11 protein-coding genes are annotated in these 14,145 nt (G+C 37.9%); 1 reads left to right on the top strand and 10 read right to left on the bottom strand.

Annotated features, from left to right (window positions below; all coding sequences use genetic code 11):
* Nucleotides 1-14: 14 nt before the first annotated feature.
* Nucleotides 15-1,349 (top strand): hypothetical protein, encoded by a 1,335-nt coding sequence (locus ACRWSG_RS16005; protein ID WP_462166722.1) that lies wholly within the window; start codon nt 15-17, stop codon nt 1,347-1,349.
* Between the two features lie 403 nt (nt 1,350-1,752).
* On the opposite strand, the gene ACRWSG_RS16000 is transcribed toward ACRWSG_RS16005, so the two are convergent.
* From ACRWSG_RS16000 to ACRWSG_RS15955, 10 genes are read right to left on the bottom strand one after another with little or no spacing between them, the layout of a single operon-like run.
* Nucleotides 1,753-2,505, bottom strand: a complete 753-nt coding sequence (locus ACRWSG_RS16000; protein ID WP_462166721.1) for a hypothetical protein — start codon at nt 2,503-2,505, stop codon at nt 1,753-1,755.
* The gene (locus tag ACRWSG_RS15995) at nt 2,498-2,902 is read right to left on the bottom strand and encodes an ankyrin repeat domain-containing protein (protein ID WP_462166720.1); all 405 of its coding nucleotides are present in this window, start codon (nt 2,900-2,902) and stop codon (nt 2,498-2,500) included. The genes ACRWSG_RS16000 and ACRWSG_RS15995 overlap by 8 nt, the downstream gene beginning before the upstream one ends.
* Nucleotides 2,895-3,677: a M48 family metallopeptidase gene (locus ACRWSG_RS15990; protein ID WP_462166719.1), complete on the bottom strand. Its 783-nt coding sequence runs from the start codon at nt 3,675-3,677 to the stop codon at nt 2,895-2,897. The genes ACRWSG_RS15995 and ACRWSG_RS15990 overlap by 8 nt, the downstream gene beginning before the upstream one ends.
* Nucleotides 3,678-3,697: 20 nt before the next feature.
* Complete coding sequence (locus ACRWSG_RS15985) at nt 3,698-4,183, bottom strand: hypothetical protein (protein ID WP_462166718.1); 486 nt, start codon at nt 4,181-4,183, stop codon at nt 3,698-3,700.
* Entirely contained in the window at nt 4,180-6,990 is a 2,811-nt protein-coding gene (locus tag ACRWSG_RS15980) for a type I restriction endonuclease subunit R (protein WP_462166717.1), read from the bottom strand. The genes ACRWSG_RS15985 and ACRWSG_RS15980 overlap by 4 nt, the downstream gene beginning before the upstream one ends.
* Complete coding sequence (locus ACRWSG_RS15975) at nt 6,983-7,471, bottom strand: hypothetical protein (protein ID WP_462166716.1); 489 nt, start codon at nt 7,469-7,471, stop codon at nt 6,983-6,985. The genes ACRWSG_RS15980 and ACRWSG_RS15975 overlap by 8 nt, the downstream gene beginning before the upstream one ends.
* Nucleotides 7,468-10,323 (bottom strand): P-loop NTPase fold protein, encoded by a 2,856-nt coding sequence (locus tag ACRWSG_RS15970; protein ID WP_462166715.1) that lies wholly within the window; start codon nt 10,321-10,323, stop codon nt 7,468-7,470. The genes ACRWSG_RS15975 and ACRWSG_RS15970 overlap by 4 nt, the downstream gene beginning before the upstream one ends.
* A 17-nt stretch (nt 10,324-10,340) precedes the next feature.
* Nucleotides 10,341-11,564 (bottom strand): restriction endonuclease subunit S, encoded by a 1,224-nt coding sequence (locus ACRWSG_RS15965; protein ID WP_462166714.1) that lies wholly within the window; start codon nt 11,562-11,564, stop codon nt 10,341-10,343.
* Nucleotides 11,554-13,071 (bottom strand): type I restriction-modification system subunit M, encoded by a 1,518-nt coding sequence (locus ACRWSG_RS15960; RefSeq protein WP_462166713.1) that lies wholly within the window; start codon nt 13,069-13,071, stop codon nt 11,554-11,556. The genes ACRWSG_RS15965 and ACRWSG_RS15960 overlap by 11 nt, the downstream gene beginning before the upstream one ends.
* Nucleotides 13,072-13,104: 33 nt before the next feature.
* Nucleotides 13,105-13,683: a restriction endonuclease subunit S gene (locus ACRWSG_RS15955; RefSeq protein WP_462166712.1), complete on the bottom strand. Its 579-nt coding sequence runs from the start codon at nt 13,681-13,683 to the stop codon at nt 13,105-13,107.
* Nucleotides 13,684-14,145 lie beyond the last annotated feature (462 nt).

Raw genomic sequence — 14,145 nt, 5'->3', positions numbered from 1 at the left:
AAGGCTTATAAAACATGAATGATCTACAACTTAATTGCCTCACAGGTAATCCCATTCCCATACCCTACTACTCCGGCTCTGGCATAAATCTGCATTTATTACACTTCTTGACGAAACGTTTTTATCACCCAACTTCCCTGCCTGGAAAGGTAAAAAAAGTTGGGGAAAAAAGAATATATGACATAGCACAAAATATTAAATTCATGCTTAACTGCATAGACAATGAGATTTCTTTTGTTGATGAAAATGGACATTTGCAGGAAAGCGGAAGTATAAACTACTTAAACATAAACTATCACCAGCTGAAACAAGTAGTTGCTGGGCTTCACAATGACTGGGGGTGGAAAGGACAGTCAATCAAAAATTATATTGCTCCTCTACGACAGTTCTACGAATACCTCCGTAGCGAAGGCGTTGTTCATAATATGACTTTTGAAGAAAAACAAAAAGTTAACTGGTCAAGAGACCAAGATGGTGATTTTTTATCGCATACAAAAAAATCATATAGTCGTTATGAATACTTTGTAGAACCATTGATTCCAAATGAGTGGTGTGAGTATTCTGATGATTACAGAGGCAAGGTTATTTCAATGTCTCAATTCAAGAAGCTCTATATAGAACTAGAAAAGCAAGATCCTGTTTATGCTGTAATGGCTGCAACAATGCTACAAACATTTTTACGAATTGGTGGCGTAGTGCAAATTCCAGTTAAGCCCGATAACTTTAACACAAACTGGAAACGTTACGGTCAAATGGACGCTAGTATTGGCTTTCAAGAATTACACTATAGAAATAAAGGAGGCTCTAGGGCAACATGCCTTATTCATATTGAAACAATGAAGCTTATTCATGAAAAATACATAATTCCATACCGTTCTGAACGTCAAGAATTATATAAAAAACATTATTGCAATAGTGAACATGCTAAGAAGCTTCATCGAACTGAACTAGATAGTTTTTTATGGCTAAATAAAAATGGGAAGCCAGTCTCTATTCCTGAGTTACAAGAGGCTTTTAACAAAGCATCTAAAATCTTAGAGTTTCATGTAACCCCTCATTTCATGCGCCATACGGGTGCCACTCAACTTCTATATCATTGGGGAAAAGCAAATAAAACACATATTTGTGAAATGCACAAAAGCACTATTCATTCATTTCTTAAGCATCAATTAGGTCATCGGGACTTGGAAACGACAATGTACTATATTAGAACTATTGAGAAATTAATGGGGGAGCGAGTATATGTCGAGTTCTTCCCTGCTTCACTATCGATAGAACCCACCGATAACGATTTTATTCACGAGGTAAAATCAGCATACAACAGAGCAATGGAATTACATTTTAGTTGAATTTATTAAAAGAAGACTGGGAAGGTCACTAATTCAATTTATGTCCAGTATGTCACCAATTTACGGGGTCATCATCAAAATTAATTGTACATTACATAATAGCGTTCTACTGACCTACTTCCTTGGCAATCAAGAATCTAAAGTAAGAAACCCTGAATAATCAGTGGGAGTTGCTCTTTGTTTGGATGGAGTAGAAACCCAACACAGGCTAAGCTAACCTTAAATTAAGGGGGTTTGTTTTTTAGCTCACTTGTCAATAGACAAATTAATTTTTGATGTAAAAATTCCAACGTTTTTAATCTTAAATTATTACAAGAAGATGCCAGTGTTCCAAGCTAACTTAGTTACTTTCAAACAGCATATGCAAATTATAAAAGTTACCTATTGTAAGTAACCTTATAGTTTAGAGCTTATATGGCTCTATAATCTTTACTAACTGAACTGATAATTTAGGCCAAGAGTAATGACCATTTTCAGTCCAAGAGCTAGTATGCAAGGCTACGCTGTTAATATGAAGCTTCTCAATCAACTCATCGTGAGGGTATAAGTACCAATCTTCACCATTTCGAAATGCTATATATAAATCTTTCTCAATATATTTCTTATCAATAGTTAAACGACTTTTAAGCTGTACCTTTAGGTAAGTGCTACCATCTATGTTATTAGCAATGCAATCAGCACCCTGCCAGTCATCATTTAACCTGATCAAGTCAAAACCATAATCAGCGACAACAGCTCCGAGCTTTAACATATTATAATTTTCTTGCTGCTTTGCGTTTAACCCTTTGTAATCGACTTTATTTCGCCAAATGTTCTTTTCAGGCTTTGGCTCCTTGATAACTATTGCGGCGTTGTCAGCTTCGTGAGGTTTCCACTTTTTTCCGATGATTAAGTTATTTGCTGCACTTGAAATACTTGGCTCAACAATTTTGGACTTTGAAATTAATTTTAAAGCCTCATTAGCAGCACCTTCTCGAAAAATACGCCTTCCTGCACATGCTTTGGTTCGAGCACTGCTTTCAGAGACATTTTTATTAGATATAATCTCTACTAAATCTGCTAACTGTAATCTATCGTTTGCTAGTTCTTTAAAGTAGGTTACAAAGCATGTCATCCCCACTGTTTGAAGGGTTCTCTTTACATCGAAGCTACTCATTTCTCTTCCCTAAGCTGTATTCTTTACACATCGCTGTGTAGATTCGTTCTTCATTATCGAATCTGATAATTGGTCCACTATTCTCAGCGCCATTTTCAATTAACAAATCAATAATACTTGTGTTTTCTTGATACATAGCTCTTGCTAATGCAGTTGCAGCATCTTTATTTTTATAATTCACATCAGCATATTTACAAAGCATCTCAACCAGGCCGTAATGCTCTTCTTCAATAGCTATCCAAAGAGGTGTTTCACCAATGTTATTTTCGGCGTTTGGGTTAGCACCTTGAGTAATATATGACTCAGCTCTCTCTGACTCTCCGCGCAAAACAGCTAACATCAAAGGTGTCCAACCGTCATTATCTTGTTTTTCAATATCGTTTGACTTGTTACTCATTCAAATACAACTCCGCCATGTCATCTAGCTTAGCCTTAACTTCTTTCCAATTAGGCATCACTTGTGTTAATAAGCGCCAGAATTTATCGCTGTGGTTATGTTCAGCAATATGACAAAGCTCGTGCAAAATCACGTAATCAATGCATTCCTTTGGAGCTTTAACAAGGTGAGGGTTTAGCATCAAATTGCCTTTAGTCGAGCAGCTTCCCCATTGTTTAGTCATCGCCATAATGCGAAACGAAGGTAGCCCGTCTACCCATGAGGCTTTTGGCAACATTGCTTGTAACCTTTCATGAAAAATAGCATTGGCTCTATGGGTGTACCACTTCTCTATAAGTGCTTTGATTTTAACCACCCGATCATCACAATCTTTTTTAAGGGTAACGGTTAATTTGCCTCGATGAAGCTTCACACTTGGTACTTGTTCAGCGTCAACAATCACCTTTAAAACATAGCGTCTGCCAAGGTAAAACTGGGTTTCACCGCTAACGTATTTTCGTGGCAATACATACTCATGTTGAGCTGAAAACTCATAAATACTCTCCCAGATCCATCGAGCACGCTTTAGCATTGCCTCTCGAATTGAGTCAGGAGTTGCATCATGTGGTACGGTAGCAACAACCCTTTGATCTGGGTGTACTTTAATGACGACTTTTCTCGGCTTTGGTTTAGCGTCATTTTTTTCGAAGGTACGGCGAATAATGTCATAGTTAATAACCTCATCACCGTACATAAATACGCCTTGATCTTGCGTAGTTTTGTTTATTTCACTCATTTAAAACAGCAACTTCAGTATCATTGACGAGAAAGTCCTAATCGCGTGATTTTCAGAACTTCTTCAATAAGCTTTTGAGCATTCTCAATACCAAAATCAGCAAATAGCATCGGTAGTAGCTTTACGCTGATAGCGTTTTCAATTTCACTTGGATTGATTGAAAACTCTGCTACTGCGGTCTTAACTACTTCGTCAATGTCGAAGGCATGTTTCACAAGTTTATCTTCATCAATATCACTGCCTGTGTGGGTATCTTTTTCGAATAATTGTTTAAATAATCCGAAATATGCTTGGGCATGTTTGTTTAGCTTGCCGTCAGTATCAGTAAATTCACTAGGCATACCTTTAACTTTTCGCTCTTTAACCTCTTGCTCAAAGTCGGCAAATAGCATGTATTGCTTAACTGGCGCATCAAACATGGCCTTTGTCTCATCTATCGCTTTTTTGAGTAAGTTTGAGAAATACTCTTGTGCATACGGATCATCAGCCAAGTCTTGCTCGATCATTTTAGTGATACGATTGTGATCTTATCTGTTTGGTTTCGAGCTTCATCGTCAGTTAGATCTTCAGGCTTAACATCTTTGCCTAAATTTCCTACTAGGTATGCACCGTCAGGCTCTTTTACTTCAATGCCTGCAATGTGCTTATCTAACAACTGACGCACGTCTTCAGCATATTCGTCGTAGTTTACTGTTTCATTAGCAAGTTCACGAACCTGTTTTCTTAAGCTAACAAACATTTTTAGTGTTTCTTTATAGTGAGCACGTTTGTTATCAAAACTCTTATCATCGAAGAAAGTCGCCGATTGCAAAGCTACTTTCATACAGTTAGAAAAGGCTGTTAACGCAGCATAAAACTCGTCACGCTTTTTAAGGTTTTTATCTAAAAGTTGACCTTGGACATCTTCAATCTTAGGTGCAAGTGCCTGACATAAAGCAGCAGGATCTTTTTTGTTAGCAACACCGTCAAAAATAGCCCATAGATCGTTGTACAAACCTGGTAGCTTTTTATATTCGGTATCCATTCGGTTATACAAACCTTTTAGATCATCAACATCAAAGCCATTTTGATTACGCTCAGCAAGTTCTTGATACTTCTCAATCGTCATATCAAGCTCTTTCAAAATGCCACGATAATCGATTAAGTAGCCGAATTGCTTTTTACTGTGTAAGCGGTTTACGCGAGCAATAGCCTGAATCAAGTTATGCTCTTTTAACGGCTTGTCGATATAAAGCACGGTATTTTTAGGCTCATCAAACCCAGTAAGAAGCTTATCTACAACAATCATGATGTCTGGGCCATCATCTCGGCCATAGTCTTTGATTATTGCTTTGGTGTATTCTTTTTCATCTTGCCCATACGTTTCGGCAACATTGTTCTTCCACCAGTTTTGAACAATATCTTTACTTTCTTGATCAACAGCCTCGTGCCCCTCACGCGTATCAGGGGGAGACATTGCAACAACTGATGTAACTTTACCTATTTTATCTAAAAGCTCCTTATAGCGAATTGCAGAGGCTTTAGAGTCACATGCTAGCTGGCCTTTTAGACCTTGCTGCTTAAAGTTTTGGAAATGGTCAGAAATATCGTGTGCAATTAGCTCAATTCGGCCTTCAGTTTGATAGATTTGACCTTTCTGAGAAAACTTCTTCTTTAAATCGGTTCTTTGTTTTTCAGTGAGCTTTTCAGTAATGCGATCAAACCAAGCATCAATGGCTTTGTCATTCACGTTAAGGTCTGCAATACGTTCTTCATAAAGGAGCGGCGTTACCGTTTTATCTTCAACCGCTTGCTGCATGGTGTATGAATGAATGATAGAGCCGAATTTATTTTCAGTTTTATCGTCTTTTAATAACGGCGTACCAGTAAAAGCAATAAACGCAGCTTTAGGTAAGGTTTGCAGCATACGAATGTTGTTTTCACCGTTTTGGCCACGGTGATTTTCATCAACCAAAACCAAAATATTCGGGCTATCGTTATAGCATTCATCATATTTAATCGCTGAACCAAACTTATTAATGATTGAGAAAATAACTCGCTCATTACCTTTACCAATTTGCTCTGCTAAGCGCTTGCCAGATGTTGCCATTGCATCTTTTTTATCGCGCTCGGTGAGTACACCACCTGAGGCAAAAGTGCGACTTAACTGATCTTCAAGGTCAACTCGGTCAGTAACAATAATCACGCGACATTGTGAAAGCTCTCGCAGCCAGATTAATGCTTTTGATAAGAACACCATAGTAAATGACTTACCACTTCCAGTGGTGTGCCAAATTACACCGCCATTGCGTGCACCTGGGCGCTCACCTGTTTCATCAAAACTGGTAATGCGCTCTATCAGTGCTTTAATACCAAACACCTGCTGATAACGCGCGACAATCTTGCCAGCTTTTTGATCAAACAAAGTGTATAAACGGGCCATCTCAAGAAGGCGGTCTGGCCTTAATAAACTAATAATTAGTCTGTCCTGTTCTGTTACAGCGAGGTCGCCACCTGCCAATAGGGATAAATACTCGTCTTTAGCAGCGGCTGGGCGATGATTGAAAATGGCATCCAATTGCTCGGTACTTAAACCTGTATTTTTTAACCGAATAAACTCGGCTTCAACGATTTCTTCTTCTTTCCATTTCGCCCAAAACTTTTCAGGCGTACCGCAGGTGGCGTACAAACCATCATGTCCATTAACTGCAAGCAATAATTGGCTATAAGCAAACAGGTGTGGTATTTCTTTTTGGCCTTGGTTACGAATTTGTTGAGAGACCGCTTCGCTTAACGTTGATTTACCTTCAGTGGAAGAGTCTGGGCGCTTCGCCTCAATCACTATCCAAGGTAAACCATTAACAAAGCAAACAATATCGGGAATACGGTTACCTGTCCCTTCACTATTTTGCACCACCATTTCTTCAGTAAAATGGAAAAAGTTATTTGCAGGTGTTTGCCAATCAATAAGCTGAATGGTTGGCGATGCTTTCTTACCATCAATAAACTCAGTTACCCCAACGCCATACATCATGGCGTTGTAGAGCTTTTCATTTGCGCCTTTTAAGCCTTCATTCATTGCAGGGCTTAGGTCATGCATGATTTTATCTATGGCAGCATCTGAAAGCTTATAGTCTTTACCTGCAAACGGGAACGTTTGTTTACTCAAAAACTCGCGCATAACAGGCAACAACATAACTTGACTTGTTGATTTTCCCGCTATCGAATCCTCACAACCGTTAGGAGGGATAAACGAGTAGCCAAGCTTACTTAGTAGGGTAAGAGCTGGAATTTTTGAACTGAACTCTTCTTTGAAGTTTGCAATATTACTCATCTAAAGACACCTCTGTCTCTGAAGAAGTTGATTCTAATAGTTCATCTAGATTAATCCCTAACCTTAGCTTTTCATTAAGCTGTTTATAGGCTGAAAATTCATCACCTTCAGTTGTTTTGAGTTTACTAATGACACTCGCGATGATTACCTCTAGAGGAGTGTTTTCTTTGGATACGTCGGCATTTAAGAACCACTGAACTCTTGATAAATAGTCCTTTTCTATCCAATAACTTAACCTTAACTCATAATCTTTTTGAGGAACTTTCTTCATCTTTGGTAATATCATTGGTGATATTTCATTAAAAGCCTCTTCACTGAGTGTGTCTTTTTCATTATCAGCAAAATACTTAGTAGTTATGTCTGGAAGCTGAACATCGTCTAAATCCAAAACCTTCTCTCTTAGAGTTATTAACTTTTTAAGTTCTTTTATCTCTGGTTCTTCAATTTCGCCAGAAACAATTGACTTAAAATAGTGATTCAAGCTTTTCCAAAATAAGGGTTGTTTTCAGGAATGCACTTCAATAGTTCATTATGTTTATTTATGGCTTCAAACCATTGCTCCCTATTTAGCTTTTCTAGTAAGGTCTCAACGAAAACTTTCGCCTGTTCATCACCAAACTCTTTTAACAGATATATGGTGCGGCTATATATCTGTGGTTTTGTTTTTACGTGACTTTGAATATTCTTAACGGCACCACTTTTACATAGTTGTTTCACCATAGTTGATGTTTCTTCGTCGCTTGCCCAAGATATTTCATCAACCCTTGAAGCTCCTATGGAAAAAATATCATCATTATCTATTTTTCTGATTATCTCACGAGCAAATTCATTTCTGTCATCTATAGCTAATTCCCAAATAGACGTTAACTCATCAGCAGCCTTAAACTGATCAAATGCATAAGCAATCATCTCTTTATCAAACTCTTTATCAAAAAAGCTTTTCACATTTGTTCCAACGTACTGATTATCTCTAAAATCGCGATCAGAAATAGCAACGAGGAAAGGTAGTGAGGGGTTTGTTGATATATCAGCATGAGCACTTCTTTTCCAAAAAGGAGCTTGTGAAACACAGGCTTTTATTGCTTTTTTTTCGTCAGGTGAACCGGATGCTAAAACCTTAATTGCTAATTTAAATAAAACCTCAGCATTTATCTCTCTGCCATTTAAATTGAACCATGAAATAATTGAAGGTGTCAGCTTTATCCAGAGCTTATTATCAGGAAACATGCTAAAGGTTTCTTCCAAAGTAGTTATATAAGCTTTATTCAATGCATTCTGGTTGAAATGACTATTAATAATGAGTTGTTCAAAAACGCTTTTTTGAGGAGCTACACTACTAAATCGTGCATGTTCTTTTTTACAGTGCTCTAACCAATTTTGCCAAGAATCAATATCTAGTTTTATGTAATGTTTCCTAGGGATAGGTGCTTTTGAATCTTTTAAAAATGTCTCTAATTCAGCTAATTGACATAATTCACTAGATTCAAACTCATCTTTATCTATACTATTTACGATCCTATAAATTCTTTTTTTAGTCTTCTTTCCTAACTCACTTAAAAGCTCTTCATTTTTGTCCGTCATGTTGTAAAGTGCTCTCAACCCAGCTTCATAACTAAATTCATCTAGCTTCCAATTATCAAAAGATGATAAAAATGCCGCTTGAATTTTTCTGACAAATGAAATCACTTTATTCTTAGAATCACTAAACGCTTCATAAATAGCTGTTATGGTATTTAGTTTGTACTCATCAATATGTGAATCAGTAACCATCCAGTCATTACTGCAAGCCCTAAACGCTAACCAAAATGCTGCATCATGCTTAGATTCTAATTCTTTAAGTTTATCACCATCACCATCGCTCAAAGCTGATTTTATCTCTGGAGTAAGCAGTAATTGCATACCTTTTTTAGCTTCAACTCCAAATAATATTCCGGCTAACTCAGCTTTTAATTTATTCACGGCTTGTATGTTTGGAAAAGAATTAGGTATTCCATCATCGAGTAAAGCTACTCTAAATTTACTTTCCGTCATCAATTGGCGGCTTAGACTGTAAATACAGATTGCTTCTGCACTAAATGTTCCACTCCAATGCAGCGCAATTACACCAGCTCGGTTTATATGTGTATGAATTTGTCTTGGGGTTGGAGATATATCAAGCTTACTCATACATTGAGTGTAACTTTCGATATATTCTATTTTTTGCTTTTCAGGCCAGCCAGTAAATGAGTGTTCAACACAATTCTTGAAATAATCTATCCATGCAGACATGACAGGAGGTGGCACTTCCACTGTAATTTGAAAGCACTTTTCCATAAAAGAAGCTGCAACTTGGCTGTTGTCATTACTTACACCATTTAAAGCCGAATTACCTTGCCAAATATTTTTAATACCTTCTCTATCAAACGGTATCAAAAACCAAAGCTTATTTTTCCATTGATGATTAAGGTTATTTAATGATGAAGTACGATGTTGAAAAAAAGTTTGAAGAGTAGACCATATATTTTGGGCATATTCAGGCTCAACTCTGTCCAAGTTATCAATTACAATGATAGCTTGCTCATAAGCGTACTCTGATTTTGAATCAAAAACATATGATAATATTTCATTGAAGAAACGCTCAAACTCTATAGACGTACGTTCACCATCTTCAGTTATGTCTTGAGTATAGTTTTCTTCTGATTCTGACTCCAAAACATCCCATTTAACATTTCCTGTTTTGGTATCTTTATCCCCCCAATTTGCCCATACTAATAGCGCTATAAGAGGAAAAAAAGAAAATAATATACCAAATAAAAAAGTGAAATCGACGGATGATGCTCCACTCTGCCACGACCAGAGTAATTTCTCATATTTAACCGCTGTAAGAAGTGCTGCGCCTACAGGAATAGGTAATGCACTTAACGATAATAGCTTTCCTAACTTTGAAGCTGATTTCTCTGTTTTGACTACTACAGTTTTCTTGCGGGCGCTTACTTCATTTCTAAGTTGATTGAGCTTCTCGTCTCTTTCTTGTGGATCAATCGATGATATCAAGCTCTCTAGAAATATTTTTCTTAGAGGATCACCATCATGTGCCCATGCATCAAAAGCAAAAAAAAGCGTTTTTTCTTCTGAGCTGGTAAGCCCATGTTTGAGTAAATTAATAACAGTAGACTTTCCTGAACCCCAACCACCTTCTAAACCAATAGTTAAACCTTGGTCAGTATTGGCTATCAAATTGTTTAGTGTGTTTGCTACTCTTTGATGTGTCTTATCTTCAAACAAATCTTCTGTTGCTACTTGTTCTTGAAGCACATTGAATGAGTAATCGTGTTTAGGGTCATCTTTTGCCATTTTTATTCCTTTATATTTTAAATTTTTACTCTGCGCTTGCCAGTTAACAGCTGCTGCATTAATGCCTTTTTCTCTTGTTTTAAATCCCCTAGTTGCTGTTCTAACGTTTCTATTTGTTTATCTGCATTAGTTAATACGGCGACAATTTTTGTTTGTTCCTCTAAAGGAGGAAGCTTAATATCGAACGCTTTTACCATACCAGCATTAAGATTTGACTGAGTTCCTTGCTGACCCATTAATATGATTCTACTTTTCAGGCTATTTAGGTAGTAATATAGGTACGTATTCATTAATTTTTGTTTAGGTCGAATGCCTAGAATTGCTTGAGAGGAGCTTAACTCCACGGTTGCTATACTACATGCTCCAATTGAAGCGTACATCGCATACAGTACAGTTCCAGAGGGATATAATCTAGCGCTACTATTTTCAATACCAGCTTGAGTTAAATACTTCTCCGTTGTTGAAATTAATTTGCCATGCTTAGTCATATCAGCAATAGAAACCCAAGGGGTATTGCCTCCATAATATTCATCAACATTAGACTTTGGTGTGCCGCCACTATTCATAGTTGCAATATCGCCTAGCTTAAACTGCTCCCATTCATCTTCAAATGGTTTACCAGAATCATCCAGTAAGCGTTTTTTACCTGTGAGCAATTGTTGCATCAGCGCTTTTTTCTGCTGCTTGCCATTGTCGATTAGGTGCTCAGTGGTGCGAATCGCTTTATCCCAAGTCGATAGGATTTTGGAAATTTTACGTTGTTCGACAAGCGGTGGAATTAAAACAGGAAATTCTTTTAACTGGGTCGAATTAATACTCGCAAGGTTCGTGCTACGTTTTGCGCAACTCAAAAAGTATGTCTTGCCATAATGACTGCCAGACAGTGCTGCAAGATAATATGGCTCTAAGTATTTTGAATCCACTCGCACTGCAAAAACATGGTTCTGATTCAAGCAAGGCTGTATTTGACCTTGCCAAACATCTCCACGCCCCAATTTGTCGAAGTCACCTCCTTCTGTCATCAATACGTCTCCAGACTTAAGGGAGTACCGATCTAACTGGTGGCGCTCAATAGCAATAGTTTTAACTTCTGTTAAATCGATATGACCGTCTTGGACATTTGCCACTCTTAAGTAAGGAACCTCAATTGGGTCTTTTAGTCCTTTTTTGCCCTTCGCTACACCTGTTCGAATTTCAGCAACATTGGCTAATGGTTTTCGTTTCCATCCACTAGGCACCATAATCCAACTCCTTTAAATATTCTTCCATTTCGACTTCAAGAGTTTTTAGCTCATTTTGTAGTTGTACACGCTCATTGCGCACCGCCACTAAATCAATCTCAGCTTCTTCTTCAAAGGTATCAACGTATCGAGGAATGTTTAGGTTAAAGTCGTTTTCTTTAATTTCATCAAAAGTTGCTAAATAAGCGTATTTATCAACAGTCTCTCGCGCTTTATAGGTCTCGATAATTTTCTGAATATTGTCTTCAGTTAGCTGGTTTTGATTTTTACCTGACTTAAACTCACGACTGGCATCGATGAACATTACATTGTTATCGGTTTTGTGCTTTTTGAAGATAAGAATCGCCGCTGGAATACCCGTACCGAAGAATAACTTTTCTGGTAAACCTATTACGGCATCTAGTAGGTTCTCTTCTATAAGTTGTGTACGGATTTTACCTTCAGATGAAGCACGGAATAGTACGCCATGAGGAACTACCACACCCATGCGTCCTGACTCTGGCTTAAGAGTTTCAATCATATGGCTGATGAACGCGTAGTCGCCTTTGGTTTTAGGGGGCACACCACGGCGGAAACGGCCAAATTCATCATTTGCAGCACCTTCGTAGCCCCATTTATCGAGTGAGAATGGAGGGTTGGCAGTTACAATATCGAAGTGAAGTAAACCAGTACCTTCTTTGTCTAACAGCATAGGGTGGCGAATGGTATCGCCCCATTCAATACGGTGGTTATCTTCACCATGTAGGAACATGTTCATTTTAGCGAGCGCCCAAGTAGAGCCAATAGCTTCTTGACCGTATAGTGCGTACTTCTTAGAACCTGAGTTCTTACGTACCATAGCGCCACACTTCATTAATAGTGAGCCTGAACCACATGCTGGGTCGCAGATTTCATCACCTTCTTTTGGCTGTAAAATAGCTGCTAGTAAGTCTGATACTTCAGGTGGCGTATAGAATTCACCTGCTGACTTACCGCTACTTGCGGCAAAGTGCTTAATTAGGTATTCGTAAGCATTACCAATGATATCGAGAGAGCCAACACGACTTGGGCGTAAGTTAAGAATATCTTTACCAAAGTCTTCTATCAGGTGACGTAGAATGTCGTTCTTTTGTTTCTCTTGGCCTAGCTTGTCAGTGTTAAAGCTAATATCTTGGAACACATTTTTTAGCTTAGTGCCGTTCGCTTCTTCTATGGCATGTAGTGCTTGGTCAATACGTTGTCCGTTACCAGCTTCATGACGTTTCTCGTATAGATCCCAAAAACTAGAACCTGTAGGTAATACAAACCGTTGCTTTGCCATCATTGCGTGAATTAGGTCAGGGTTGTCTCCATATTGCTCTACAAGCTTGTCATATTCATCTTGGTATACATCAGAGATGTACTTTAAGAACAACATGGTTAATATGAAATCTTTGTAAATAGAAGGGTCTACTGTGCCTCTAAATGTATCGCAGGCATTCCATACCGCCTTATTAATTGCGTCTTGGTTAATTTGTGTTGTTCCCATCTTTTGAGTCCTTAATTTAAATTCTGCCTAGACCTAATTATCAGAGCCTAGTAATTCTTTTGCAATGCCTTGCATCTGTTTTGCCCTGTTTTCAATTAGAGCACTTAGCACCTGTTTTTCTTGTTTAACTTTGTTATCAAACCCAACGATAGCCTGCTGTTTTTCTAGGGTTGGAATAACAAGTGGGGTTGCTTCTAATACAGCTCGCCTAATACTCATTTGTGAGCTTCCTTCAGCAGAGTTAGTAAAGTACCGCTGTGCATCATCTTGGTTTAGCTGCCAAGCTACAAATTCAGGTAACACTGATTTATCAGTTACTTGAATTAAAAAGTAATGTGGGGCACAAACCGTTGGTTTATCAATCTCGCCAACACAACCTGCTAAGTTACGAGCACCACGAGCCGCAAACAGCACATCGCCTTTTTGTAACCAGTCAGGTATTTTACGCCCTGTAATATTTGTGCGAATGAGTTGATGCCACTGAATGATCCCATCGTTATCAATATCCCTGATCTGCACCGCATAAGCGTTACCTTCCGTGTCTTCAGGTATCTTTCCCCTAAAGGGGTGGCCTGCTTTCACAATCGCAATATCAGATAATGTTTTATTCATTCTTAATTGCACCATATAAATGATGCAATCAAGATAGCGAGGGATGATTATTTAGTCAATAATTATTTTGCATCTTTTCGATGGTGCAATTATTTGCTGTTTTTGAAAAGGGCTGAATTTCTTATGGATTAAGCTTTAACTATTAATTTATTTAGTTTGATATTAATTTCTAAGGATTTTTGTTGCATATTCCGGTCTACCTGAACAATTGCGCATTTTTATTCGAACCACCAATAATTTTCATCTGAACCAAGCGGATAATGAGACTGGAACAACCCTTGATGCTGGGCTGTTCTGAGCGTAAAAGCGGGACGCATAACTAATTGATATTAAAGGAAAAAACTTTACATTTGTTTATTATCTGGTAAAAAGAGGTGAAAATAAACCTGTATCGCATTGCACAGGCGTATTTTTTGCGGATAAACATAGGGAGCTTTAATTTTACTGCTTCAACATAATATT

It is taken from the genome of Pseudoalteromonas sp. GB43 (assembly GCF_054923805.1).
Note: the sequence above shows the minus strand (reverse complement) of the source record. Positions and strands in the feature narration are given on the sequence as shown.